Origin of the sequence: Alkalihalobacillus pseudalcaliphilus (assembly GCF_028610675.1) — a bacterium.
Lineage (GTDB): Bacteria > Bacillota > Bacilli > Bacillales > Bacillaceae_D > Alkalihalobacillus > Alkalihalobacillus pseudalcaliphilus.
Genome location: NZ_JAQQWS010000001.1, coordinates 624,491 through 650,652, shown reverse-complemented (window position 1 = coordinate 650,652; position 26,162 = coordinate 624,491). Strand labels below are relative to the sequence as shown.

Below are 26,162 nucleotides of genomic sequence, written 5' to 3'. Positions count from 1 at the left end.
GAGAAAAACATGAAGAAGAAACTGATCGGAATAATCGCCGTCATTTTCATGATTATTTTAGTAGGGTGTCAGTCCAATGAAGGAACAGAAGGAGAAGAACAGCCAGAAACAACTGGTGCCGTTCAACAATTAGAAGGGGTACCAGAGGTGTTTACATCAGGGAAAGCTCCAAAAATTAAAGTAGTTAGAAAAATAGGTGGAGACGACCACACAGCTCAATTTTTAGCTGGAGCCAAGGAAGAAGCGGAGGCACTAGGGTTTGAAGTTGATATCTTCACTGCCAATGGTGATTCAGCGAGATTTCATGATGCACTAACGCAAGATGTTGATAAATATGATGGCTTTATTATTTCTCATGGAGATGATGAAGCAACGGTACAAACGGTCAAAGAATTACGTGAGACAGGCAAGTTGGTTGTAGCGTTTGATTCTGTGCCAGAGTTACAAGAAATCGAAGGAGTAACTTTAACCTCTCAAGATGATGAGCAGTTGGCCGATTTATCGTTAAATCAATTAGTTGAAGATTTTAACGGTGAGGCAAATATTGTTTATTTATGGGTAGATGGATTCCCACCTATGGTTCGTCGAAATGCCGTTTATCAAAATTATTTATCCGAACATTCTGGAATTAATGAGTTAGAGCGATTTGGTCTAGCAACAGACGATACTTCTGTACAAACCCAAAATGCAGTAGCAGCGATGTTAAATAAGTATCCAGAAGGAGAAATCGATGCTATTTTTGCAACGTGGGATGCTTTTGCGATTGGGGCTGCCCAAGCAGTAAGGGAAGCGGGACGAGATGAAATTAGCATTTATGGTATTGATGTATCGAATGCTGATTTACAAGAAATACAAAATGAAGAAAGCTCTTGGCAATATACAGCAGCTGTTGACCCAAAACTAATTGGTGCTGTTAATGTAAGAATATTGGCTAAACAATTAGCGGAAGAAGAAACGCCATCGACATATAATCTAGAAGCATTTCTTATATCTCAAGAGGAATTACGACAAGCTTCAGAGCCGGTTAATATGATCAACCTTACAGAAGTCATTGATGGATGGGGACAATCAGATGCATTTGAAGAAGATTGGATGAAAACCTTAAAAGAATATCATTCAAAAGATTAAAATGGATAGAGTAGCACTCTTTCTGATTTAAGAGTGCTACATGTCATCACTATAATTAAATGAGAAGGTGAAATAGATGAGTCAGCATGTACTAGAACTTAGAAAAATATCCATGACCTTCCCGGGTGTTAAAGCCCTAGACGAGGTCGATTTTCATTTGAAGTCCGGTCAGGTGCATGCTTTAATAGGAGCAAATGGAGCAGGGAAATCAACGTTAATGAAAGCATTAGCAGGAGCAATTAATCATTATAGTGGCACCATTGTTCTAGATGGAGAGCATGTTGAGATTCAGTCACCGAAACAGGCCCAGCAATTAGGAATACAAATGGTGTACCAAGAAGTAGATACAGCACTTATTTCTTATTTAACTGTTGCAGAAAATGTCATGATGCCAAAGATTATTCATCAAATGAAAAAGAAACATTGGATGTCTTGGCGTAAACTGCATCAACAAACAAAAGATATTTTGCACAGTATTGGATTACATATTTCTACTAAGGCTTTAGTTAGCGATTTGTCTTTAGCTGAAAAACAAATGATTTTAATCGCAAGAGCACTAGCAACGGAATGTCGTTTTTTATTATTAGATGAACCGACAGCTCCATTAAGTCAAACCGAAACGCAACAACTATTTAGAGTTATTAAAGAATTGAAACAACGTGACGTTGGGATCGTTTTTATCTCTCATCGCTTACCAGAAGTTTTTGAGATATGTGATCATATTACGGTGATGAGGAATGCTAAGCATGTCTATTCAACAATGACAACTCAAACGGACGAACAGGAAATCGTTTGGTATATGCTAGGTAAAAGATTAGAAGAACAGTTTCCTAGATACAAGAACGAAAATCAAAAGCTTGGTATGGAAGTGATTGGCCTATCTGACCGAAAATTCTTGAAGGATATTCATCTAACGATTAACCAAGGTGAAATTGTCGGTATTGCTGGTTTAGTGGGGGCAGGCAAAACGGAGCTGTGTAAGGCTTTGTTTGGTGAGAGTAAGAATATTGGGCAAGTGAAGCTGGCTGATCAAGAGCTGAAGATTCAATGTTCTGCTGATGCCGTCAAAGCTAAACTGGCCCTTATTCCAGAAGAAAGACGTAAAGAAGGCTTACTAATTCAAGAGTCAGTTGTACATAACTTAACGTTGCCACATTTGGGAGCTTGGACAAATCGATTATCATTTTTGAAGCCGAAACAGGAACTGATAGCTGCTCGTGAAATGATTCAAAGTTTAGGTATTAAAACACCGCATGCGTTTACAAAGGCTGAGCATTTATCTGGTGGTAATCAGCAGAAGATTGTCATAGGAAAATGGCTACTAGCTGATTGTGATGTTTATATTTTTGATGAGCCGACAAAAGGTGTCGATGTTGGAGCGAAAAAAGATATTTTTGATTTAATCATTAATTTAGCTAAAAAAGGAAAAATGATTTTGTATGTATCGGCTGAATTACATGAGGTTTTAGGGATATCGGAAAGAGTATATGTTATGTACGATGGGCGAATCGTTAAAGAATTAAAGACAGACGAAACTTCAGAAAATGAAGTGTTGTTTTATTCAGCAGGAGGGAATCAGGATGAATACGAGCCAGCAACCAGTGAAATCTAAAGAGAAAATTCCTCAATCTTCTACTGGACTATTTCAATTTTTATATAAGTATGGAACGATTGTGACAGTTGTCTTATTAGTTATTATTTTTACCATATTGGAGCCTAGATTCATTCAAACAGATAATCTAATCAATATTTTACGTTCTATTTCAATCGTGACAATTATCGCGATTGGGGTTACCATTTCCTTGACAGTAAATGGTTTTGATTTATCAGTAGGCTCAACTGCATCTTTAGCTAATGCTGTCGTGATGGCTATGTTTGTTTGGTTTTCACAGGATACGGTCATCGCCCTAATTTCTGCCTTGTTGGCAGCATTACTCGTTGGGTTCTTTAATGCTTTTATGATTGTCAAGTTAAAAGTACCGGATATGTTATTAACACTTGCAACGATGTTTATTATTCAAGGTGTTGCTCTTACTTTTACAAGAGGAGCCACGATTTCTCCGAATATGGTTATGCCAGATGGAACCTTTGCAGAAGGACAAATACCGCCATTCTTTTCTAAATTAGGACAAGTACCATGGATTATTATTTTAATGATTGTGATTGTTGTAGCTGTACATATCTTTCTCAATCATACAAAACATGGGCGTTATATGTATATGATTGGGGGAAATGAAGAAGCGGCACGTTTATCTGGGATTGCTGTTAACAAGTATAAGTGGCTTGCTTACTCACTATCATCCACGTTTGCGGCAATAGGTGGAATTATTTTAGCTTCTAGGGTAATGAGAGCCGAAATTAGTGCCGGTGCACCTTATTTAATGGAAGCAGTTGCGGCAACATTTATCGGCTTTGCCGTTTTAGGTAAAGGAAAACCTAATGCTTTTGGAACTTTTGTTGGCGCTGTCTTGATCGGTTTGTTGGCGAACGGCCTCGTGATGCTATCGGTCCCTTATTACGCAATGGATATTGTTAAAGGAACGGTTTTAGCTTTTGCACTTGCTGTCACGTACTATAAACAAAAACATTAGTCACTGTTTTGCTTTTTTCTAAAAGATGATAAAGTTATAGGGACAGTAAAGTGGAGGGATATGATGAGCAAAGCACAATGGGAAGCAGAACTAGAAGAACTGAAGGCTGAATATTTAAGAATTCAATTTGATTTAGAGAAAGTAGAATCTGTTGGTAGGGATATTGGCCCATTAGAACAGAAATTAATACGTGTGGAAACAGAGATTCAAGAGCTTAACGATAAGTTACGAGGTTAAATAAAGGGGATTGGCTAAAGATTGCCTGTCTAGTTAAGAAGCTACTGGCATATTGGCGTATGTCAGTAGCTTCTATTAGTTAAGAGCTAATTCTAAAACATTTAGATTACCGGTAGTGCCAACGACAGCTGAAATTAATTAAGGAAACGTATAAATAGTCTTAGCTGCTCTTATTCACTCTCATCTCTTCTGGAATCTTTCTTTCAGCTTTTGGAACTTCTTTTGTTTTGTAAATAACATCTTCTGTGGAAAATATTTTTATGATTAGTTGCCCGCCATAAACTTTTGCTTGAATTAAGATCGGTTGGTTAAGTTTATTTTCAAAACGAAAATCAGGCCCGTACCAACTCACGGTAGCATCTCGGCCAGGAGGTACATAAGAGACCCGGCGACTATGGATGTATCGTTCAACAATTTTTAAATTTGCATGATCAACTGCATTAAATAAGGTTGATGATACTTGGCAAATCCCTCCACCTATACCTTCGCTTAACTCACCTCTAACGATAACAGGCGCTTTTTTATAACCATTTTGAACCGTTCTTTCGCCAACCGTTTCATTAAAGGAAAATGACTCATGTGGAAAGATGACGTGATTATGAATGGCTGAAGTTGCTAGCTTGATATTATGGCTTCTTTCTTTATTGTGGGGGTTGAAATAGGTAATATAATGTCCAATCATCTTATTTCGTAGCCGGTTCATTAATTCTGTGTTTACCTTTGCATAAACAGGGATTAGTGGAACGGTTATTTGATCTGTACCGGTTTGTAACAAACTTTCTATAATATCTTCTTTTAATTGCGTACGATTTATAGTCTGGCCATTTTTATCTCCAACAATTTCACCAAACTCACCTATAAACGCATTAGTTGCAGGCGTATAGACGGTCTTAATAAGTTCTTCGGTCAGAGTATGTAGAGATTCATAATTAATATGCCCGTTTTCTAACAGTGGATGAAACAGTTCTGCTTTAGCTTGAGTATAGATGATCTCATCCTCATACATAAATTCAATTTTAGCATCTATCTCGTTAATCGGATTAATCCAAACTAAAGTTAAAAAACAAAATAACCAAGCCATTTTTTTCACCTCCCTGTTAGGATGAACTAAAGATAGGATTTCATGAAAAAATGTTGTGATAAAGGAAAAATGCTCGTTGACCGAGAATATACAAGGGATGATATTTTTTATAAGGATGTGAAGGCAATGCCATTAATTGATATGTCACTAGATCGTTTGAAATTATACGAAGGAATAAACCCAAAACCAGCTGATTTTGAACGCTTTTGGGAGTCCTCGTTAGAGGAGCTTTCACTAGTCCCACTTCAATATGAACTAATTGAGAGCGACTTCCAAACGGAATTTGCCAAATGTTATCATATGTATTTCACTGGCATAGATGATGCGAGGATCCATGTGAAAATGGTTGTTCCGAAGTCAGCGATCAAAAAACAAGCAGCGATATTAAAGTTCCATGGCTATAAAGGGAATTCTGGAGATTGGACATCCATCTTATCATTGGCTTCATTAGGGCATTGTGTATTTGCGATGGATGTCCGTGGGCAAGGGGGATATTCTGAAGATGTTGGAGGTGTTATTGGAAATACGGTTCAAGGGCATATTATTCGAGGCTTAGATAATGAAAATCCGAACAAACTCTTTTATCGTTCTGTATTTCTTGATACCGTTCAATTAGCGAAAATCGTTCAATCGTTTGACTTTATTGATGAAAATCGCATAGGTGTAACCGGTTGGTCGCAAGGTGGAGGGTTGGCTTTGGCTTGTGCAGCTTTATTTCCACAGATTAAAAAGGTTGCGACCGTTTATCCTTTTTTAAGCGATTATCAACGTGTTTGGGAAATGGATTTAGCACAAGGTGCTTATGAAGAGTTACGCACGTATTTCCGTTTATTTGACCCAGAACATCAAAGAAAAGATAAGGTATTTGAGAAGCTTGGTTATATTGATATTCAGCACTTAACATCCAGAATAAACGCAGAGGTCCATATTGGGATTGGATTAATGGATACGATTTGTCCACCGTCCACACAATTTGCCGCTTTTAATAAGATAAACGCTAAGCGTATCTTTCATATATACCCAGATTTTGGGCACGAAGGTTTACCTGGCCATTTTGATAAAATCCATCAATTTTTTGAGGACTTATAATGGAAATACCATTTCAATGCACCAGGAACACATAAAATAATTACTAGAATTCGAGTTAGTTGAAAGGCACTTACTAAGGCTGGATCAGCACCAACTTGTGAGGCTGTCAGAACCATTTCAATTAGTCCTCCCGGTGCGAGGCTCAGTAAAGAAGTCTTTATATCTACCCCTGTTAACAAACTAAAAAAATAAGCTAAAACAAATGATGTAGCGATAAGTAATAAGGTAATGATGAAATAAATAAAGCCGTACTTTCCACCTGCCTTTAAGTCAGGGATGTGAATACTTTTACCAAGGCTAATTCCAATAAAGACTTGAGCAATTAATAAGATAACATCAGGTATGGTTGGTAATGGGAGCATAAATAAATGAATAAGTATCGTGATGACCATCGAACCAACAACGATGCCAGCAGGAATAATGTTCCGTAATAAATAACCACCTATAATAGGGATTAGATATAAAGTGTATGTCCAATCTAAAGACAACGATTCGAGCGAGCCTATCGTTGGACTCGAGGCTAGTGTATCTGCTGGACTAAAAATCGTAATAATAAGTGGAGGGACGATAAATAGGACCGATACGAGACGTACCGTTTGGAAAATCACGACGTAAGCTGATTTCGCATGTAATGCTTCACTAGCTACAGCCATTTCTGTTAACCCACCAGGAATGGAACTGAATACACTCGTTACTTGATCGATTGGAATCCACTTTGTTACGAGAGTGCTCATTATAATGCTAACTAGAATTAATATCGAGGTCGCGATAATATAAGGAATTATGAATGGTGTCACGATTGTAAATGTTGAAATCGTAAAGTATAGACCGAAATAAGCTCCTAATGTAACTAAGCCGATGTCTTTATATGTAGGTTGAAATACGATTTTTCTTTTGGTAAAGGCTTGAAATATCGTGATTGCACTTAGGCTACCTAATACCCATGGCAAGGGAAGTTGAAAAAGGGCAAAGATATAACCACCAATAAAGCCGACGATTAGTGCTTCTAACGAAAATCTCTGTAATATATGCAAGAATAAGACTCCTTTTGTATAAAAGTTGACTAAAGCTCAAGTGCTCATCTTTGAAGATCGCTGCGGGAATGGGGGGCACGCTTTCCCCAGGCGGGCAGGCTTCCTGGATCGTACACTTCTTATACAAAATGAATAAGAAATAATGAAAGCTAACAAACCAAGGAGCAAAATTATATTGAATTAAGTGCCACCAGTCAAAGGCAAACACCATTTTTATATTTGTTGGTGATGGAATGCTTTGGTAGAGCGTTTTGTGGTATTGTTCAGGTTTACTTTCCTTAAAGAAATGGTGAACAGTGGCTAGAAAAAGTTGTAATGTGCCAAATCATTTTAAATGTTATTGAAATTAGTCATACGTTTTGGATATTAGAGGATAAAGCCGCTTCAATGATTGTGTTATTTTTATACAGTCTTTTTATTTCGTCACCCTAATTATAGTCTAATTAAAGAAGAGGTGGTAGAGTTATTATTGTAGATTACATATTGATTAATACCAGCTCCTAATTTTTGGTTTGAAACCATGACACTTATCATGGTTTTTCACATGATACCTATGACTTCCTCATACGTCCTCAATTCTATATAGTAAAGAAAAGAACGTAATAAAGGGGTTTTGAGGTAATGATGGATAAAGAAAAACAGCGTGCGTTACGAAAGCAGGTATCACCCTTTGAATCTGCTAGCTTACGTGCAAGTGTGGTACAATTAATTAATACATTTATACCTTTTATTGGACTTTGGGTATTAGCTTATTTCAGTTTATCCGTATCCTTTTACTTAAGCTTAGTATTTTCTGTTATTGCTGGAGGTTTCCTCGTCAGAATTTTTATCATTTTCCATGATTGTTGTCATTACTCATTCTTTAAGAATCGTCGAGCGAATAAGATTCTTGGGACTATTTCAGGAATCTTAACATTATTTCCTTATAGTAAATGGCAACATGATCATTCCGTACATCATGCATCAAGTGGAAATTTGGATAAGCGTGGAGTCGGTGATATTTGGATGATGACCTTAAAAGAATATCAAGAAGCGTCAACGTGGACAAAAATTCAATATCGTCTTTACCGTAATCCGATTGTCATGTTCTTAATCGGACCGATTTATGTATTTGTAATTGATAATCGTTTTAACCGACGTAAAGCAAGAAAGCAAGAACGACTTAATACGTATCTTTGTAATTTAATGATTGTATTATTATTTGGAGGCTTAGCTTACCTTATTGGATGGCAAGCACTATTAATGGTTCATGGTCCACTCTTTTTTGTTGCTGGAGTTGCTGGTGTGTGGTTATTTTATGTACAGCACACATTTGAGGATTCTTATTTTGAACAAAATGATGAATGGGAGTATGTGAGAGCTTCTGTTGAAGGTAGTTCGTATTATCAGTTACCGAAATTATTACAATGGATCACAGGAAATATCGGATATCACCATGTCCATCACTTAAGCCCAAGAGTACCTAACTATAAGCTTGAAAATGTTCATGAAACGGTTCAGCCATTACAGCATGTACCTACGATTACACTAAAAACAAGCCTAGAATCATTAAAATACCATTTGTGGGATGAGCAACAGAAGAAGTTCGTTGGTTTTCACGCTGCCAAAATAAACTAATAGAGGTTTTAACATGGAAGAAAAAACAGGATGGCAACGAATTAAAAAATGGTTGATGTTTGAAAGGAAAAACGGGATCGCTCCATATATTTGGACGGTCCTTTGCATTTTACCTTTTTATTTTATCTTTCAGACGGATACAATTGTTTCAATTATTGGGATTGCCCTTACTTTATTATTTTTTATCTTTTACCGGATTGCTTACGTGACTGCAAAAAGAACATCTGTCTATGTATGGACACTCATCTTAATTACGATCTCAAACGTAGCTACCTATGTATTTAGTTATGTTTATTTTTCGTTTTTTATCGCTTATTTAATAGGAAATGTTAGAAATCGAATTGCGTTTTTTGTTCTCTATTTTATTCATTTAATTTCTATAGCTGTTGCGATTAATTATATGATAGTTATTCAAGAGCCATTTTTTATCACTCAGCTTCCGTTCGTTTTGATTGTTTGTTTAAGTATCATTTTATTACCATTTAATATATTTAATCGAAATGAGCGTGATGAGTTAGAAGGAAAATTAGAAGACGCTAATAAAATTATCGAGGATTTAATTAAAGTAGAAGAGCGTGAACGAATTGCTCGTGATTTACACGATACATTAGGTCAAAGACTTTCCATGATTGGACTTAAAGCGGAGCTAGCCAAGAAATTAATTGATAAAGATACCCATGCAGCCAAGGCAGAACTACAAGACGTCCAACAAGCTTCGAGAACGGCGTTAAGTGAAGTGAGGAAGATGGTTTCTTCGATGAGGAGTATTCGCCTAAAAGATGAGCTCGTACGGGTAGAAAATATTTTGAAAGCGGCTGAAATTGAATTTGAACTGGACTATGCAAAGCCACTGAAAAATATATCATTATTTGCAGAAAATATTGCAAGCATGTGTTTAAAAGAAGCGGTTAATAACATTATTAAGCATAGTGGGGCAACCAAGTGTAAAGTATTGATTCAGCAATTTGATAAGGAGACCATTGTTTTAATTAGTGATAACGGTACGTTTCAACAAAAAAAGCAGCAGGAGCTTCCAGGATATGGTTTAATAGGGATAAAGGAGCGATTAGAGTTTATAAATGGTGAACTTCAACTGAATACAACGGGAGGTACTCATTTAACGATGAAGATCCCGAGTGATGCGAGAGGAGGGAATGAACCGATATGATTAAAATTGTTATAGCAGAAGATCAACAGATGTTATTAGGTGCACTAGGTGCTCTATTAAATTTAGAAGAAGATATGGAAGTAATCGGAAAAGCGACTAATGGGGAGCAAGCAATCACTCTAGTTGAAGAATTAAAACCAGACATTTGTTTAATGGATATTGAAATGCCTGGTAAAAGTGGTTTGGAAGCAGCTGAACAATTGGTCAGTCAAGATTGTAAGGTCATTATTTTAACGACCTTTGCTCGTGCAGGTTATTTTCAGCGAGCCATTAAAGCGGGAGTACGCGGCTATTTGTTGAAAGACTCACCGAGTGATGATTTAGCTGAAGCTATACGGCAAATCATGGCAGGTAAACGTGTGTATGCACCTGAGTTGATGGATGATTTATGGAGTAACAAAAACCCTCTTACCGGGAGAGAAAAAGAAGTGCTTGAACTCATTGCTGATGGTAAAAACACAGATGAAATTGCCAACGAATTAAAAATCAAAACAGGAACCGTTCGTAATTATGTTTCGGTCATTCTCGATAAGTTAGAAGTGAAGAACCGAATAGAAGCGATCAAACAATCAAAAGAACGAGGTTGGTTTAAGTAAATTCGTTTCCTTAAACTAACCCCTCACCTACCCCATCTATTTCCCGAAATAACATTAAACTCCTTGTTCAAAGACTATACTAAAAAACTCACTGTAACTAAAAAGCGATAACAAAAAAAACAACCAATATGTCAGTAACTTTAAGGGAACCGATTACCAGCTAATTTCAAGGCCCGAACTATCGTTCCTAAGTACACTTTTTACAAAACTCCCATGATGACTTCCTAAGCAAATCATCACCAACAAATATGAAAGTAGGGTTCAGCTCTTAACTGGCGGAACTTTATTCAATTTTGATTTTGTTCTTTATCATTTAAAAAAATGGTGTTAGATTTTTTTATTTGAGAATTAGCAGCAATCCAGCGGAGCATGATTTTCGGTAGCGGCGGGCAAAGCTCCGCACATGAGCATCAGCAACAAATTTCATATAAAACGCCCATGGCGGAGCCCGATTCACTCCGCCACCAACAAGAATGAAAGTCATCTTTCACCATGTTAACAAATCATATAGGTTTGTGCAGATAAGGAGGCCAAACTTCGGAGTAACTGCACAAAGAGAAGGTTAATGTGAAGATACGGAAGCCAAACTTCGGAGTAACTGCACAAAGAGGCGGTTAATGTGAAGATGCGTAGCCCAAACTTCGGAGTAACTGTACAAAGAGGGGGTTAATGTGAAGATAAGGAGGCCAAACTTCGGAGTAACTGCACAAAGAGAAGGTTAATGTGAAGATGCGGAGCCCAAACTTCGGAGTAACTGTACAAAGAGGCGGTTAATGTGAAGATAAGGAGGCCAAACTTCGGAGTAACTGTACAAAGAGGGGGTTAATGTGAAGATAAGGAGGCCAAACTTCGGAGTAACTGCATAAAGAGAGGGTTAATGTGAAGATAAGGAAGCCAAACCCCGGAGTAACTGCACAAAGAGGCGCTTAATGTGAAGATAAGGAGCCCAAACTTCGGAGTAACTGCACAAAGAGGCGCTTAATGTGAAGATGCGGAGGCCAAACTTCGGAGTAACTGCATAAAGAGAGGGTTAATGTGAAGATAAGGACGTCAAACCTTGGATTAACTACACGAAAAGGGCTGAACGAGATAGTTACTGAAGGACAGGGTGTAGTAATTGCACGAAAAGAGCCGAACGTGTAAGTTGGTTCTTTTAACGGTTGTTTTTTCATTTAATTTGATTTTGTTCTTTATCATTTTAAAAGAATAGTGTTGGATTGTTTTTTTTGAACTAAAGAATTACTATAACCCAGCGAGCGAGTCATGCGGAGACTCCCGCGGGAAGTAGTGGTAGAGCCGAAATCCACTAGCGAAGCTAGTTAGTTCGGCGCCACCCCGCAGGACGCGGACCATCATTTTAGGTAGCGACAAGCAACGCTCTATGTTCGCACTAACTTTTATATAAAATCCAAGAAAACAACCTCACAAACCTAAAACCAACTTGACTTATAGGAATAGTGAAGCTATTATTAAAGAAAATATTTTCTTAAAATTCGAATATATTTATTTATACTGACTAAAATGATTTTTTGTGAGGTGAATGTTGTTGCAACTCAAGGTGACCAATAGTCCATTTAATCAAGAACAAGTTAACTTATTAAATCAACTATTACCTACTTTAACAGAAACACAAAAAGCATGGCTAAGCGGATATATCTCAGCGAATCAAGTTGCTCTTCCATCATTGGAAGCCCAAACAGGTGAACCATCTAATGAACAGGCTGCTGTAGTCCAAATAGAACAAGCACCAAAAGAAGTAACTATTTTATTTGGGTCTCAAACAGGCAATGCACAAGGGCTTGCTAAGCAGACAAAGAAAAAATTTGAAGAACAAGGATTTGAAGTGACACTCGTATCAATGGCTGACTATAAACCAAACCAACTGAAAAAAGTAGAAAACGTGGTGATCCTTGTCAGCACGCATGGTGAGGGTGACCCGCCTGATACGGCGATCGCATTCCATGAATTTTTGCACGGTAAACGAGCTCCTAAGCTAGAGGGTGTAGGATTCTCTGTTTTATCTCTCGGTGATAGTTCCTATGATTTTTTCTGTCAGACGGGTAAAGAATTTGATATTCGCTTAGAAGAATTAGGCGCTAATCGTGTATATGAACGAGTTGATTGTGACCTTGATTATGATGAGCCAGCAAGTGAATGGATAGAAGGTGTAGTCTCAGCATTAACCAAGCAGTCTAATCCGGAGAAAGCAACCACAGCAGATACACCGAAATTGGAAGAGTTGGAAGTAAGTTACTCAAGGTCAAACCCTTTTCAAGCAGAAGTTCTAGAGAATATTAATTTGAATGGACGAGGGTCAAATAAAGAGACGAGACATATCGAGATCTCACTAGAAGGGTCGGGCTTAACCTATCAGCCTGGTGATAGCTTAGGGATTCTCCCGACAAATGACCCTCAATATGTCGCGCAACTACTAGCCATACTTCCGTGGCGAGGTAATGAGGTTGTTACCATTAACAAAAAAGGTGACATCTTAACGTTGGAAGAAGCACTCACTAGCTATTTTGAGATAACGGTCTTAACGAAACCACTCATTCAAAATCTAGCCACTTATTCAAGTAATGAATCATTACATAGATTACTAGGAGCTGAATCTAATGAAGAATTAAAAGCTTATGTGGAAGGACGAGATTTGATCGATTTTATCGAAGATTTTGGTACGTTATCTGGAAGTGCACAGGATTTTGTTCAATTATTAAGGAAGATACCGGGTAGACTTTATTCAATTTCAAGTTCTTATGAAGCTAATCCTGAAGAAGTGCATGTGACAATTAGTACGGTTCGTTATGAATCTCATGGACGAAATCGTCATGGGGTTTGCTCCGTTTTATGTGCAGAAAGGGTAGAGCTAGGAGATAAGCTACCTGTATATATCCAGCATAATGAGAATTTTAAATTACCCGATAATAGTGAGACACCTATTATTATGATTGGACCTGGTACAGGAGTTGCCCCGTTTAGAGCATTTATGCAAGAGCGTGAGGAAAAAGGGATTGACGGAAAATCTTGGATATTTTTTGGAGATCAACATTTTGTTACAGACTTCCTTTATCAAACGGAATGGCAAAAGTGGGTAAAAGATGGAACCTTAACGAAAATGGATGTTGCCTTCTCTCGTGATCAAAAAGAGAAAGTGTATGTTCAACATAAAATGCTCGCTCAAAGTGCCGAGTTTTTCCGATGGTTAGAAGAAGGAGCCTTTGTGTATGTTTGTGGGGATGAAAAAAATATGGCACACGATGTCCATGAGGCTCTTCTAACGATCGTTCGGCAAGAAGGCAAGCTCGATCAAGATAGGGCAAAAGAATATGTAGCCAAAATGACGCAAGAGAAGCGATATCAACGCGACGTCTATTAAATGGATAAATGAGGTGAAAAAGATCATATGGCTGATCAACGTTTAAAGGCTCCAGATGGTTTACCAAGTGATGTAGAACGAATAAAAGATGAAAGTAATTATTTACGTGGTACGTTAAAGCAGTCTATGGAAGAACCTTTAAGTGCAGGTATTTCAGATGATGATAATCGATTAATGAAATTCCATGGTAGTTATTTGCAGGATGATCGAGATTATAGAAATGAACGACAAAAGCAGAAATTGGAACCAGCTTTTCAATTCATGTTAAGGGTTAGGTCACCCGGAGGGGTCGCGACACCAGAGCAATGGCTCGTCATGGATGAACTTGCAGAGAAGTATGGTAATCAAACGTTAAAATTAACGACAAGACAGGCTTTTCAAATGCACGGTATATTAAAATGGAATATGAAAAAGACAATCCAAGATATTTATGCTTCCAAGTTAGATACTATTGCTGCCTGTGGTGATGTGAATCGAAATGTAATGGCCAACCCGAACCCTTATCAATCTGAGCTTCATGGTGAAGTATTTGAATGGTCGAAGAAATTGAGTGATCATTTACTCCCGAAAACAAGAGCTTATTATGAATTATGGTTAGATGAAGAAAAGGTAGCAGGAGCTCCAGAAACAGAAGAACCTGTATACGGTAAGTATTATTTGCCACGTAAATTCAAAATTGGGTTCGCCATTCCACCTTCTAATGATATTGATGTTTTCTCTCAAGATATTGGATTTATTGCCATTGTTGAGGAGGGGGCTTTAGCAGGTTTTAATGTAACAATTGGTGGCGGATTAGGTATGGCACATGGAGATACGGAAACATACCCACAAGTCGGTAAGGTCATTGGGTTCATTCGACCTGAACAGCTACTTATAACGGCAGAAAAAATCTTAACAATCCAACGTGATTATGGAAACCGCTCTGAACGCAAAAATGCAAGATTCAAATATACGGTTGATCGTTTAGGGTTAGAGAATGTTGTTACAGAGTTAGAACAACGATTAGGATGGTCCTTAGCAGAAGCAAAACCGTTTCATTTTGATGATAACGGTGATCGCTATGGTTGGGTAAAAGGTGTAAAAGGAAGATGGCATTATACATTATTTGTTCAAGGTGGTCGAATTGTTGATCAGGAGAATTATCAACTCATGACAGCATTACGAGAAATTGCTAAAATCCATACAGGTGATTTCCGCTTAACGGCCAATCAAAATTTAATTATTGCTAATGTTACAAGTCAGAAAAAGAAAAAGATTAATCAATTAATTGAATCGTATAACCTAACAGATGGGAGCCAATACTCCGCTTTAAGACGAAGTTCATTAGCTTGTGTTTCTTTACCGACCTGTGGCTTAGCTATGGCTGAGGCGGAGCGGTATTTACCGTCTTTAATTGATAAGATTGAAACAATCGTTAATGAGAATGGTTTAACAGATAAAGAAATTACGATTCGAATGACTGGTTGCCCAAATAGCTGTGCAAGACCTACCTTGGCAGAGATAGGCTTTATTGGTAAAGGACCAGGAAAGTACAATATGTACCTTGGTGCTGCATTTGATGGTAGTCGCTTAAGCAAAATGTATAGAGAAAACATCGATGAAGAAGCAATTTTATCAATCTTGAAAGAATTATTACCTAGATATGCTAAGGAGCGAGAAGAAGGCGAGCATTTTGGTGACTTCCTCGTACGGACAGGAGTTATCGAGGCTACTACGGACGGAACTAACTTTCATAAGTGAGATAAATAATATTGGAATCTTGCTAGCTTGTGCCAATGGTGCGGCTAGCTTTTGTTTTCTTAAAACACCTAACTATTGTTAAAAAGTTAAAGAAAGAGATAGTAAGGAAATAAAAATTTCATGTACCGTAATTATTCATAAAATAGACACCCTACAGCCAAATGATAAAATGAGACAATATCCTACAAACACGATATAATACTGGTATAAGACTTAATAATTAGGGGTTTTTTAGATGTATAAAAACTTACAAGAATGTATTTTAGACTTAGAGAAAGCAGGGCATCTCATTCGTATTAAAGAAGAGGTAGACCCTAATCTAGAAATGGCTGCCTTGCATTTAAGGGTGTACGCAGAAAATGGACCAGCCCTTTATTTTGAAAATGTGAAAGGTTCGGAATTTCCAGCTGTTTCAAATCTATTTGGAACGGTTGAACGTAGTAAATTTATTTTTCGTAAAACAATAGAGCAGACTCAAGCTGTTATTGCTGTAAGAAATGATCCAATGAGTGTCTTAAAAAACCCATTCAAGCATGTTCGTTCAGGTATACCGGCGACGAAAGCATTGCCTGTTCAGAAGAAGGGTTTACCTAGCAATTTTAAAGAAATAAAAATCTCTGATTTACCTCAGATTAAATCTTGGCCAGATGATGGAGGAGCCTTTATTACACTTCCGCAAGTTTATTCAGAGGACCCTGATAATCCTGGTATTATGAAAGCAAATCTAGGCATGTATCGTGTGCAGATGAGTGGCAATGAATATGAAGTGAATAAAGAGGTGGGGCTTCACTATCAAATTCATCGCGGGATAGGGGTGCATCAAGCAAATGCAGTGAAAAAAGGTGACCCTTTAAAAGTCAGTATTTTTGTAGGGGGACACCCAGCACATACGTTAGCGGCCGTAATGCCACTTCCGGAGGGCTTTAGTGAAATGACTTTTGCGGGCTTATTAGCAGGCAGGAGGTTTCGTTATAGTTATGTGGATGGATATTGTATAAGTCATGATGCAGATTTTGTTATTACAGGAGAAATATATCCGAATGAAACGAAGCCAGAGGGACCTTTTGGTGATCATTTAGGTTATTATAGCTTAGTTCATGAATTCCCTGTTTTAAAGATTCATAAAGTCTATGCAAAAGAAAATGGAGTTTGGCCGTTTACCGTGGTAGGACGTCCACCACAAGAGGATACATCTTTTGGTGATATTATCCACGAGATGACAGGTGGTGCTGTAAAAGCAGAGATTCCGGGTGTAAAAGAAGTCCATGCTGTTGATGCAGCGGGTGTCCACCCCCTTTTACTTGCTATCGGCTATGAGCGATATACGCCGTATCAGAAACTAGAGCAACCACAGGAAATTTTGACCATTGCTAATCGAATACTAGGCACTAGTCATTTAAGTTTAGCTAAATATTTATTTATTGCCGCAGAAGAAAATATTGAGCTCTCAACTCACCGTGAAGTTGAATTCTTTTCCTATATATTAGAAAGAATTGATTTGCAAAGAGATATTCATTTTCAGACGAATACAACGATTGATACGCTTGATTACACAGGAACAGGTATTAACCAAGGTAGTAAAGTCGTTTTCGCTGCTGCAGGTGATAGGAAGCGGACACTTTGTCAACAGCTGCCGACTTCATTTGTTGAACATCCACTCTTAAAAAACGCTCGTTACGTCCAGCCCGGTATCATCGCCATTGAAATCGCTGCATTTGAAGATTACGAGCATACTCAAAAAGAAATGGTCCAAGTAGCAGAAGAACTCGAAAAGTTACATGGAATCGAACAATGTCCTTTAATTATTATCGCGGATGACAGCGCATTTATTGCCGAGAACTTGAGTAATTTCCTTTGGGCGACATTTACGAGAAGTAATCCAGCAACCGACATATATGGTGTGAATGCCACTTATTTGCATAAGCACTGGGGTTGTGACAATTTAATTATTGATAGTAGAAGAAAGCCACACCATGCACCGCCATTGATTCCAAACCGAGAGGTACTTATCGGTTTAGAGCGTTTTTATGAGCATCAACAATTAAAAAAGTAATCAATGGAACAACCTTACGTTCATCAGTGAGGTTGTTTTCTTATCGTCACTTTTGTAAGAATATTATGTTATTATTTGGGATAGGAAGGGGAGTTTTATTGTGAAGGGCAAAGAGGTATTAGAGAAATTTAATTTAAAAACAAAAGAAGAACCGATTAGTATTTATCCATTTTCTCCTGTATATAAGTTTGGAGAACAAATTATCAAAAGAACCGCTTATCCATTAGAAAAAGCAGAAAATCTACAGAAGTATTTAACTTTCTTACAATCAAAACAAATTGATGTTGTGAAGGCGTTGGAATTAAATGATGCGAAAAACCCGCAAGAACTGGGAGAAGATTGTTATGTAGTTTATCCATTTATTGAGGGGACTTCATATTCGGGGAAAGATGAAGAGATTATTCAAGCTGGTCAATTGTTAGGCAAGCTTCATAAACATTCCCCTATCAATAACCATTTTGATCTCCCTGTCTATTCAGTGTTTGATTTTAATGAACAAGAAGTGTTGGAAAGTATGGAAGCCATTCAAAATTATATAGAGAAATTTCAATTACATACAGAGGCAGACCGACTACAGGAACGATTATTACAGGCTGTTCAGAACCAAAAAATTCTTAGCGAGGCACCTGTGAGATGGTTAGCAACACCGTATGACTTTAAAGCGAATAATTTAATTTATCAAAACAAACCCGTCCTTATTGACCCTGATCATGCGAGGTGGGTTCCACAAGTATTTGATTTAGCTTTAGTTCTATGGCTTTTTCATAATGAGCATGAACAAGCTCCACATCGGGTCTTTACGGAGCGTGAATGGAATTTATTTTTAGACGGGTATCGCTCTTGGCATTTTATTAGTGAACAGGATAAAAAATTGTGGACTCTTTGCTTGGAACATATTTTCCTTGATGAAGTAATGTGGATGCTAGCTGAATTGGATGAAGATTGGGAACGAGAAGAGCAGCGATTATTATTCCAAAGTCTTATTTCTCTTATGGTGTCAGGTCCGAAATATCATTTATAAAGGAGCCGTTTTATGCTTAAAATAGGTCAAATTGATCGAATAATACGTTATCCCGTTAAATCTTTTTCTGGAGACCATGTTCGGGTGATTAGGGTTATGAATTATGGTTTATATGGCGATCGTAGTCATGCGATTATTGATCAATCAAGGGGAGAGAAATTTTTAACGATTACTCAATTTCCTGAAATGGCTACTTATTCAGCTCGATTTGTATCAGAGGATTCATTAGATGAATACCCTGAATTAGAGCTAGATTTACAACAGGAGCAGTTATTTTATTGGGGGGATCCGTCAACTTTAGAGGTTTTAGAAGCGAAAGCGAAAAGGCCGATCCGATTTATTCAGTATGAAGTCGATGATGTGCCTCTAGGTGCTATTGAAGAGGAGCATTTACTATTTGTATCGCAACGGAGTCTTAATCAATTAGCGAACGAACTCCAGATACAATCGATTCATGCTGAGCGATTTCGTCCGAATTTTATTTATACTCTTGATCGATTAGAGATATCGGAAGAGGAGCTATATGGAAAAGTGATTCAAATTGGCTCTGAGGTGCAAGTGGAGTTTGTACGTGAGTGTGAGCGGTGTTCAATCATAAATGTTGATCCGGAAAGCGGGCAAAGGGATTCGCGATATTTGAAACATATTGTGAAGAATCGTGGTCATTTCTTTGGGCAATATGCGCGTGTTATTCAGACGGGTGAGGTACAAGAGGGGGACGCGATTGGTTTGATATGAAAGTTGGTGCGAACATGGAGCGTTACTCGTCGCTACCGAAAATTATGCTTCGCGTCCTGCGGGGTGGCGCTGAACTAATCGACGCAGCCGCTGGATCTCAGCTCTGCCACTACTTCCCGCGGGAGTCTCCGCATATTTTCGTCCGCTGGGTTGCTGTAATTTCACTAATTCAAAAAAGTAATTCAACACAATTCTATCAAAATGAAAAAGAACAAAATCAAAATGAATGAAGTTACACCAGTTAAAGGCTAACGCCAATTTCGTGTTTGTTGGTGGCGAAGTAAATGGGGCTTCGCCATGTGGGTTTTGTATAGAAGTTGGTCTGTTATGATAAGTTAAACTCGTCGCTTATGAAAATTATGCTTCGCGTCCTACGGGGGTTGCTGAGGTGATCGGCGTAGCCAGCTGATTTCAAACTTTCTACATGATGTCCCTCTGTAGTCTCATATATTTCGTCCGTGGAGTGGGGGAAGTGTTAGAGCGAAGAAGATGTTTCACGAGAATTTATCGCAAGCAAACTTTATTCGAACTGCAAAAGGCTAGTGGTCATATAAAGTCCAGTGTTTGTGAGCAGTGTGCATGCATTCTTGGTTTTAGTGTGCTATGATTTACATGAAGTTTTTAAACATTTATGTATAAAAAGTCTAGAGTTTAGCAAAATGATTGTTGGAGGGAGAGCTTTACATGAGCGATACATCAAAGAATGTTGAGTTATTTAAAGAAGTAATGGGAAATTATCCAACTGGTGTTACAGTTGTTACGACGAATACGGAGGATGGTGTACCATTAGGGTTAACGGTTAATTCTTTCGCATCCGTCTCGATTGATCCATTACTGATTTTATGGTCGATAGACAAGCGAGTATCTTCGTTTGATGTATTTACAACGACTAATAAATTTGCGGTTAATGTTTTAGCATCTGACCAAGCTGATGTTTGTACTTTATTTGCTTCAAGGGTCGATGATCGTTTTGCAAATACAGAGTGGGAACAATCAAAATTTGGTGTTCCAGTTTTAAAAAATGTAGCTGGTGTGTTTGAATGTGAAGTCTTTAACCGAGTAGAGGCAGGAGACCATATGATTCTAATTGGTAAAGTAGTTGAAATAGATAGTGGAAAAAAAGAACCACTTTTATATCATAAACGGACATTCGGACCAATCCCATCAGAATTTTATAGTGTAAAATAATATCCTATTTTAGTAAATGCTAATGGACCAAGACTAAAAGCAGGTTTCATTAAAAGGAAGGACGATCACAGTGAAGATTGTAGTAAGTGAGGCTGCTGCCAGTTGGTTTAAAGAAGATTTCGGAATGGACAAAGATGATAAAATCAAATTTTATTCGCAAATCTATGGCACAAGCCCGATCCAAGAAAATTACGCCCTAGCATTTGCGAAAGAAAGTCAACCAATTGATATCGCTGTACAAACAGAAAAAAATGGCGTAACTTTTTATGTAGAAGAAACGCATCTCTGGTTTTTTGATGGACACGATTTATATGTGGATTATGATTCAAATGAAGATGAGCTGTCGTTTGATTACAAAAAATAAGGAGAAAAAAAGCTGAGCAACGATATGCTCAGCTTTTTTTCTGAAATTACCTTCTGTTATTTGTATGTGGATTAGAGCCACAGCGCTCATTTTTATTTAATTGATCAATGATGTTCATTTCTTCGGGTGATAATTCAAAATCAAATACTTGAAGATTTTCTAGAATTCTTGCTGGTGTAACGGATTTAGGGATAACAATAGAGTTTTCCTGTAAATGCCAACGTAAAACAATTTGTGCGACTGTTTTCTTTTTTACAGAAGCTATTTCGTAAAGTGCAGGATCTTGTAATAATTCTCGCCCTCGTTGAAGCGGGCTCCATGCTTCAAAGGCTATTGTTTTTTCCGAACAAAAAGACTTTAACTCTTTCTGTGTGAAGTAGGGATGACATTCAACTTGGTTAACAGCAGGAGTAATTGAACATTCATTGATAATCCTCTCAAGGTGTTCAACCTCAAAATTACTTACACCAATAGCACGAATGCGACCTTCTTGATATAATTTTTCTAAAGCTTTATATGTCTCGATGTATAAATCATACTTAGGTGTTGGCCAGTGAATCAGGTAAAGATCAACATAATCTAATTTCAGCTTGTCCAGGCTTTGATTAAAAGCGGCTAACGTATTTTCATACCCTTGGTCTGAATTCCAAACTTTAGTCGTAATAAATAGCTGCTCCCGCTCAATGCCAGATTTGGAAATCGCTTGACCGACACCTGATTCATTTCCATAAACGGTGGCTGTATCAATAGAGCGGTAACCTATTCTTAAAGCTTCGCTGACCGCCTTTTCAGCTTCCGCGTTACCAACTTTAAAAACACCGAATCCTAGTTGAGGCATGAGTACATTGTTATTTAGTTGTACCATTTCCATAGTGAACACCCTTTCCGTGTAATGATAAAGCAAATCCGTTTTAATACTTTACATTATAATTCAAATGATTAGAAACTTAAAATATATGTATCTATTTAAAAATTTTAAGTAAATGAATTTGGCCTTTACATGGCCTGAAATTTAAGATGAGGTGAAAAAATGACTAAACATGCAATGATCATTGGAGCAACTGGACTTGTAGGTTCGAAACTGTTGCCCCTACTTTTAGATAGCAGGCATTATGAAAAAGTAACGGCACTTGTCAGGAGGCCTATATCTATCAAACATCCTAAATTAAATGTAATCTATGTAGACTTTCGTCAATTAGAAGGTAGTTTTCCAAATGAATCTATAGATGATCTATTTGGGTGTTTAGGGACAACGATTAAAAAGGCGAAGTCTAAGGACGTGATGTACGAAATAGACGTGTTATACACATTGAATACAGTAAAACTAGCACAAGCCCATGGTTTGAAACGTTGTATGCTTATTAGTGCTACAGGTGCTAATGCTGATTCGTCCATTTTTTATTCCCGTATAAAAGGTGAGTTAGAAGCTAAGTTAAGAAAATTAGAACTTCACCAGCTCTCTATTTTTAGACCATCATTATTAGTAGGGGAACGCGAAGAATTTCGATTAGGCGAGCAAATGGCAATAAAGCTATTTCATGGATTGTCTTGGGCAGTACCTCAGCCATTAAAAGCATCTTTTGGATTAAAGGCGGAACAAGTAGCACACGCGATGCTCGTAAAAGCAAAGCAGCAAGAGTCAGGAACTCATGTGTATAAGCCAGCCCAAATAGCATCATTCTCAAAAATTATTAAGGAATAGAGATTTTGCACATAAAAAGCAGGGATCACTCATATAAAGATGGAATATATAAAAGGAGACTAGTCTGTCTCTTTTTTTACATCTAAGGAGGTCTTGTTATGCTTAAAAAAATTGCCGAGAATATATTTTTGTTACAAGTTACGTTTCCTTTTGGGATTCGAGAAGTGAATAGCTATTTATTTAAAGGTGAGAATGGCTATACCGTTATTGATACAGGGAGTGAAGCGGAGGAATCCATTCTTTTATGGCAAGAAGTTATCAGAAGTGGTATACATATTGAAAAGGTAGTGTTAACACATATTCACCCTGACCATGTCGGTTTAGCTGAATGGTTTCAACGTGAACATTCGATTCCGATTCATATGTCAAGGCATGGTTATGAAGAAATTCAGCTCATTCAGTCAAGCGAGATTGACCCTTCCATTTTAGAAGAGCTAGTTATTAAAAATGGTGGTCAAAAGGTACCAACAGAACTGTTATCACTCGATCCAACACCTTATCAGTTTACACCTGATTATGTTTTTGAAAATCATGAGCAGATTATGATTGGGGATGAGCGCTTTGTAGCTATTTGGACTCCGGGTCATTCATCTGATCACTATTGCTTTTATAATCATGAAAAAGAAATACTAATCGCTGGTGACCATATTCTTCAAGATATTTCACCGATTATTTATTTTTCGTTCATTTATCCAAATGAAAATTCAATGAAACAATACTTGCAATCCCTTGATATTATCCAATCTTATCCAACAAAGTTATGCTTACCTGGACATGGCATGATTTTTGAAGATGTGCAAAAAAGAGCTTTAGAAATTAAAGCAGGGCATGAAAGAAGACTCGAGGAGATTTTAACACTCTTATCTGACAAAGACATGACGATAGCAGAAATCGTGATGAAACAATATAAGCCAACAAAACCAAGTCGCTTTTTTGGTCCATTTATTACAACGATGGCAAGAATGAAATACCTGCAAGAAGAAGGTATGGTTCAATTAGAGGTGAAAGCAGGGTTAAACACCTATATAAATTCATAACTAACCGATCATCAAGCTTCTTATAGTATGAAGTGAAATCTCATTTCAACATCTAACAGAATGCGTGAGTAGAACAGAAATTAGTATGTGTAATTTCTGTTCTTTGCGTAGAATTAGAAACCCCGAAAAAAAGTGTAAGTCTCTCTTTTATAAGAAAAGTAAGACATTCTCCCTGAAAATCTGTTCCTATTTATAATCAAGCCCATCATGTCAATCCCATCCACCGGTCGATTTCCCAAGTCCTCCTAAAATAAACTCTCTTAATCTTTCCATAAGGCTGTTTCCTTAAATATTGTTGTTAAAATAAATAACAATTATAGTGACTTTAACATCGCAATATGATTCACTTAGAGAGGTATTATAGACATTAGTACAGTTTTTATACAGGGAGATGTATTATGAACACAAATGCTCGTTCCGATTCCAAAGAAAACATTTTTACGATTGAATGTAAGGATGTAATTCTACGAGAATTTTTAGTAACTGATTTAGATGATTTTCATTCACTCACCTGGCAACCTGAAATACATGAATTTTTGCCAGGCTGGAACGTATCGAAAGAGCAAAGGAAAGATTGGTTTATCAACTATGAAATTCCAGAGAACAAACAGTTTTTGAATGCTGTATCCAAAAGTGAAGACATTGGTGAACTCCGTCTTCGATTAGGAATTATCTTGAAAGAGACAGGAGAATTTATCGGTTGGTGTTGTTCAGGAATTAAAGGTGAATTGCCACAGCCAAATCGAGAAATCATGTATGCAATTTCTAAGGGTCATAGAGGTAAAGGATTCACAACCCAAGCTTCACAAGGAGTGATTAATTATTTATTTGAGAGTACGAACGTTAAAGTGCTTAGTGCTATTGCTCTTTTAAATAACGTTCCGTCAAATAAGGTAATACAAAAATGTGGTTTTAACTTTCAGAGTATTATCGAGATTAATAACGAAAAATATAACTATTATAAACTTGATAAGAAGGAATGGGCTGGCAAACGTTAGAGAAGTCCAGACCAATATAGATCACATGTTAAAAGGAACTCACTTTTAAGGCGGTTTTGAACTTGAGAATCAGCAGTAGCCCAGAGGGCGAGTCATTCGGAGACCCCATGGGACGTAGTGGCAGATCTGAGCTAACTGGCGTAGCCAGTTAGCTCAGATCCACGTGATTGTCTCGGAGCATGATTTTCGGTAGCGGCAATTAGTGCTCCGCATTCCAGCGTTAGTCAACTCTCATACAAAACTGCCATGATGACTTGCTAAGCAACTCATCACCAACAGGAATGAAAGCAGGTTTTTGCTCTTCAACTGGTGGCATTTTGTTCATATTCATATGCCTTTGCTTTTTGGTGTTTGTTAGTTTTTATTACATTTCATTCATCTATTTTGTATGAGAAGTGTACGACCCAAGAAGCCTGCACCAACCCGAGCGGAGGGAATGGGGAGGCCGACTCCTGCAGGAGGAAAGGGCAGGCTGAAATCCACTTGCGTTAGCAAGTTAGCTCAGCGCCCGCCTGCGGAAAGCGTGCCCCCCATTCCCGGAGCGATCTTCGAAGATGAGCACCACCCATGTAACTACCATACAAAAAAACAGAGTCAGCATGAACTCTGTTTTCCGTGTTTATTGTCTAGTAAAGTTAACTAATTTCCACTGGTCTTCATACTTTTCAAATACGAACCGGTAGTTAATTTGACTCTTATCATTCACTTCAGCAAAGATAACTTCCACCATATCCTCTTCTAAAACAGAAATATCTTCAAAAACGAGCGTTTCAAGTGAAAACGTAAATTCTTCGTCATCAATTGATAATAACTCAGATTCATCTGTGATTAAATAATCAATCATCATCTCATTATTTGTATGATAAGCATAAAAAATTTCGAAAGAATAATTTAATAACAATTGTAAAACATCAGAATGGGGTAGAGTAGGGTCTAGTAACCCAAGCTCAGCTTCTAGTTCCTCAATATGATCTTCACGATTATTTAATTGCTGACGCAAGGCATCTGTCGCAATATCATACTCAATATCTTTGGCATTTAGTTTTTCTTCTAATTCTCTATTTTCTGTTCGTAAGTCTCGATTCTCTTCTAATAACTCACTTATTTGCTCTTGAAAATCTAAGCTATCGTTAGGTTGAGTAGTATCAACACATCCAGAAAGGACAATGCCACATAGAATCAAAAATAGTATCTTTTTCATTTTGACCTCCCTTACCATTTAAAAGTTTACCATATCTTTAAAGGGAACTATAACTTTTTTCATCATTTTATCCGAAATACATAGATTATCGCTTGAATTTCTCTAATTTATGTCAAAATGTCTAAGTTTAAAGCAAAAGACAAAAAAATAAATGCTCAATTCCTTGAACATTTACTTTCCATTCACACACTGTGAAATCCTGC

22 protein-coding genes are annotated in these 26,162 nt (G+C 37.5%); 18 read left to right on the top strand and 4 right to left on the bottom strand.

Translation table 11 applies throughout. From position 1 onward, the window contains the following. The first annotated feature begins 9 nt into the window (after positions 1-9). From PQ479_RS03135 to PQ479_RS03120, 4 genes are all read left to right on the top strand, one after another. Entirely contained in the window at positions 10-1,128 is a 1,119-nt protein-coding gene (locus PQ479_RS03135) for a sugar ABC transporter substrate-binding protein (protein ID WP_047989061.1), read from the top strand. Positions 1,129-1,204: 76 nt separating this feature from the next. Then, on the top strand, positions 1,205-2,740 hold the full coding sequence (locus PQ479_RS03130; protein WP_047989062.1) for a sugar ABC transporter ATP-binding protein: 1,536 nt from the start codon (positions 1,205-1,207) through the stop codon (positions 2,738-2,740). Then, positions 2,709-3,719 carry an ABC transporter permease gene (locus PQ479_RS03125; protein ID WP_047989063.1) on the top strand — a complete coding sequence of 337 codons (1,011 nt, stop codon included), beginning with the start codon at positions 2,709-2,711 and terminating at the stop codon, positions 3,717-3,719. The genes PQ479_RS03130 and PQ479_RS03125 overlap by 32 nt, the downstream gene beginning before the upstream one ends. Before the next feature lie 63 nt (positions 3,720-3,782). Further along, on the top strand, positions 3,783-3,956 hold the full coding sequence (locus PQ479_RS03120; RefSeq protein ID WP_273716753.1) for an SE1832 family protein: 174 nt from the start codon (positions 3,783-3,785) through the stop codon (positions 3,954-3,956). 160 nt (positions 3,957-4,116) lie between these two features. On the opposite strand, the gene PQ479_RS03115 is transcribed toward PQ479_RS03120, so the two are convergent. Beyond that, complete coding sequence (locus PQ479_RS03115) at positions 4,117-5,037, bottom strand: VanW family protein (RefSeq protein WP_047989064.1); 921 nt, start codon at positions 5,035-5,037, stop codon at positions 4,117-4,119. Positions 5,038-5,163: 126 nt separating this feature from the next. Between PQ479_RS03115 and PQ479_RS03110 the strand changes: the two genes are divergently transcribed. Beyond that, the gene (locus tag PQ479_RS03110; RefSeq protein ID WP_047989587.1) at positions 5,164-6,126 is read left to right on the top strand and encodes an alpha/beta fold hydrolase; all 963 of its coding nucleotides are present in this window, start codon (positions 5,164-5,166) and stop codon (positions 6,124-6,126) included. Here the strand turns inward: PQ479_RS03110 and PQ479_RS03105 are convergent. Then, on the bottom strand, positions 6,105-7,160 hold the full coding sequence (locus PQ479_RS03105) for an AbrB family transcriptional regulator (RefSeq protein WP_053070413.1): 1,056 nt from the start codon (positions 7,158-7,160) through the stop codon (positions 6,105-6,107). The genes PQ479_RS03110 and PQ479_RS03105 overlap by 22 nt on opposite strands. Before the next feature lie 624 nt (positions 7,161-7,784). On the opposite strand from PQ479_RS03105, the gene desA reads away from it, so the two are divergent. The 10 genes from desA (at position 7,785) to PQ479_RS03055 (ending at position 21,021) form a co-directional block, all read left to right on the top strand. After that, complete coding sequence (desA, locus tag PQ479_RS03100) at positions 7,785-8,777, top strand: Delta(5) desaturase DesA (protein ID WP_047989589.1); 993 nt, start codon at positions 7,785-7,787, stop codon at positions 8,775-8,777. A 13-nt stretch (positions 8,778-8,790) separates the two neighbouring features. Beyond that, on the top strand, positions 8,791-9,945 hold the full coding sequence (locus PQ479_RS03095) for a sensor histidine kinase (protein WP_047989065.1): 1,155 nt from the start codon (positions 8,791-8,793) through the stop codon (positions 9,943-9,945). Further along, entirely contained in the window at positions 9,942-10,541 is a 600-nt protein-coding gene (locus PQ479_RS03090; RefSeq protein ID WP_047989066.1) for a response regulator transcription factor, read from the top strand. Before PQ479_RS03095 ends, PQ479_RS03090 begins: the two co-directional genes overlap by 4 nt. Before the next feature lie 1,546 nt (positions 10,542-12,087). Next, positions 12,088-13,917 (top strand): assimilatory sulfite reductase (NADPH) flavoprotein subunit, encoded by a 1,830-nt coding sequence (locus PQ479_RS03085; RefSeq protein ID WP_047989067.1) that lies wholly within the window; start codon positions 12,088-12,090, stop codon positions 13,915-13,917. Positions 13,918-13,944: 27 nt separating this feature from the next. After that, on the top strand, positions 13,945-15,657 hold the full coding sequence (cysI, locus tag PQ479_RS03080; RefSeq protein WP_047989068.1) for an assimilatory sulfite reductase (NADPH) hemoprotein subunit: 1,713 nt from the start codon (positions 13,945-13,947) through the stop codon (positions 15,655-15,657). 235 nt (positions 15,658-15,892) lie between these two features. Further along, the gene (locus PQ479_RS03075) at positions 15,893-17,710 is read left to right on the top strand and encodes a UbiD family decarboxylase (RefSeq protein WP_047989069.1); all 1,818 of its coding nucleotides are present in this window, start codon (positions 15,893-15,895) and stop codon (positions 17,708-17,710) included. 100 nt (positions 17,711-17,810) lie between these two features. Continuing rightward, entirely contained in the window at positions 17,811-18,731 is a 921-nt protein-coding gene (locus PQ479_RS03070; protein ID WP_047989070.1) for a phosphotransferase, read from the top strand. Positions 18,732-18,743: 12 nt separating this feature from the next. Then, a complete protein-coding gene (locus PQ479_RS03065) occupies positions 18,744-19,469 on the top strand; it encodes an MOSC domain-containing protein (RefSeq protein ID WP_047989071.1) in 726 nt (241 codons plus the stop codon). A 684-nt stretch (positions 19,470-20,153) separates the two neighbouring features. Continuing rightward, positions 20,154-20,657: a flavin reductase family protein gene (locus PQ479_RS03060; protein WP_047989073.1), complete on the top strand. Its 504-nt coding sequence runs from the start codon at positions 20,154-20,156 to the stop codon at positions 20,655-20,657. Positions 20,658-20,727: 70 nt separating this feature from the next. Then, positions 20,728-21,021 (top strand): HesB/YadR/YfhF family protein, encoded by a 294-nt coding sequence (locus tag PQ479_RS03055; protein WP_047989074.1) that lies wholly within the window; start codon positions 20,728-20,730, stop codon positions 21,019-21,021. Between the two features lie 46 nt (positions 21,022-21,067). Here the strand turns inward: PQ479_RS03055 and PQ479_RS03050 are convergent, their stop codons facing one another. After that, a complete protein-coding gene (locus PQ479_RS03050) occupies positions 21,068-21,892 on the bottom strand; it encodes an aldo/keto reductase (protein ID WP_047989075.1) in 825 nt (274 codons plus the stop codon). A 159-nt stretch (positions 21,893-22,051) separates the two neighbouring features. Here PQ479_RS03050 and PQ479_RS03045 point away from each other — a divergent pair, with 159 nt between their 5' ends. The 3 genes from PQ479_RS03045 to PQ479_RS03035 all read left to right on the top strand — a co-directional run bounded on the left by PQ479_RS03045 (position 22,052) and on the right by PQ479_RS03035 (position 24,758). Continuing rightward, complete coding sequence (locus PQ479_RS03045) at positions 22,052-22,723, top strand: NAD(P)H-binding protein (protein ID WP_047989076.1); 672 nt, start codon at positions 22,052-22,054, stop codon at positions 22,721-22,723. Positions 22,724-22,821: 98 nt separating this feature from the next. Beyond that, the gene (locus PQ479_RS03040) at positions 22,822-23,760 is read left to right on the top strand and encodes an MBL fold metallo-hydrolase (RefSeq protein ID WP_047989077.1); all 939 of its coding nucleotides are present in this window, start codon (positions 22,822-22,824) and stop codon (positions 23,758-23,760) included. A gap of 398 nt (positions 23,761-24,158) precedes the next feature. Next, entirely contained in the window at positions 24,159-24,758 is a 600-nt protein-coding gene (locus PQ479_RS03035) for a GNAT family N-acetyltransferase (protein WP_047989078.1), read from the top strand. A 619-nt stretch (positions 24,759-25,377) separates the two neighbouring features. Here the strand turns inward: PQ479_RS03035 and PQ479_RS03030 are convergent. Then, positions 25,378-25,959: a hypothetical protein gene (locus PQ479_RS03030; protein WP_047989079.1), complete on the bottom strand. Its 582-nt coding sequence runs from the start codon at positions 25,957-25,959 to the stop codon at positions 25,378-25,380. Positions 25,960-26,162 lie beyond the last annotated feature (203 nt).

Bases quoted from the DNA above. Each gene is read 5' to 3' on its own strand.
- PQ479_RS03135 (WP_047989061.1), top strand. From the start codon at position 10: ATGAAGAAGAAACTGATCGGAATAATCGCCGTCATTTTCATGATTATT.
- PQ479_RS03130 (WP_047989062.1), top strand. From the start codon at position 1,205: ATGAGTCAGCATGTACTAGAACTTAGAAAAATATCCATGACCTTCCCG.
- PQ479_RS03125 (WP_047989063.1), top strand. From the start codon at position 2,709: ATGAATACGAGCCAGCAACCAGTGAAATCTAAAGAGAAAATTCCTCAA.
- PQ479_RS03120 (WP_273716753.1), top strand. From the start codon at position 3,783: ATGAGCAAAGCACAATGGGAAGCAGAACTAGAAGAACTGAAGGCTGAA.
- PQ479_RS03115 (WP_047989064.1), bottom strand. From the start codon at position 5,037: ATGGCTTGGTTATTTTGTTTTTTAACTTTAGTTTGGATTAATCCGATT.
- PQ479_RS03110 (WP_047989587.1), top strand. From the start codon at position 5,164: ATGCCATTAATTGATATGTCACTAGATCGTTTGAAATTATACGAAGGA.
- desA (WP_047989589.1), top strand. From the start codon at position 7,785: ATGGATAAAGAAAAACAGCGTGCGTTACGAAAGCAGGTATCACCCTTT.
- PQ479_RS03095 (WP_047989065.1), top strand. From the start codon at position 8,791: ATGGAAGAAAAAACAGGATGGCAACGAATTAAAAAATGGTTGATGTTT.
- PQ479_RS03090 (WP_047989066.1), top strand. From the start codon at position 9,942: ATGATTAAAATTGTTATAGCAGAAGATCAACAGATGTTATTAGGTGCA.
- cysI (WP_047989068.1), top strand. From the start codon at position 13,945: ATGGCTGATCAACGTTTAAAGGCTCCAGATGGTTTACCAAGTGATGTA.
- PQ479_RS03075 (WP_047989069.1), top strand. From the start codon at position 15,893: ATGTATAAAAACTTACAAGAATGTATTTTAGACTTAGAGAAAGCAGGG.
- PQ479_RS03065 (WP_047989071.1), top strand. From the start codon at position 18,744: ATGCTTAAAATAGGTCAAATTGATCGAATAATACGTTATCCCGTTAAA.
- PQ479_RS03060 (WP_047989073.1), top strand. From the start codon at position 20,154: ATGAGCGATACATCAAAGAATGTTGAGTTATTTAAAGAAGTAATGGGA.
- PQ479_RS03050 (WP_047989075.1), bottom strand. From the start codon at position 21,892: ATGGAAATGGTACAACTAAATAACAATGTACTCATGCCTCAACTAGGA.
- PQ479_RS03045 (WP_047989076.1), top strand. From the start codon at position 22,052: ATGACTAAACATGCAATGATCATTGGAGCAACTGGACTTGTAGGTTCG.
- PQ479_RS03040 (WP_047989077.1), top strand. From the start codon at position 22,822: ATGCTTAAAAAAATTGCCGAGAATATATTTTTGTTACAAGTTACGTTT.
- PQ479_RS03035 (WP_047989078.1), top strand. From the start codon at position 24,159: ATGAACACAAATGCTCGTTCCGATTCCAAAGAAAACATTTTTACGATT.
- PQ479_RS03030 (WP_047989079.1), bottom strand. From the start codon at position 25,959: ATGAAAAAGATACTATTTTTGATTCTATGTGGCATTGTCCTTTCTGGA.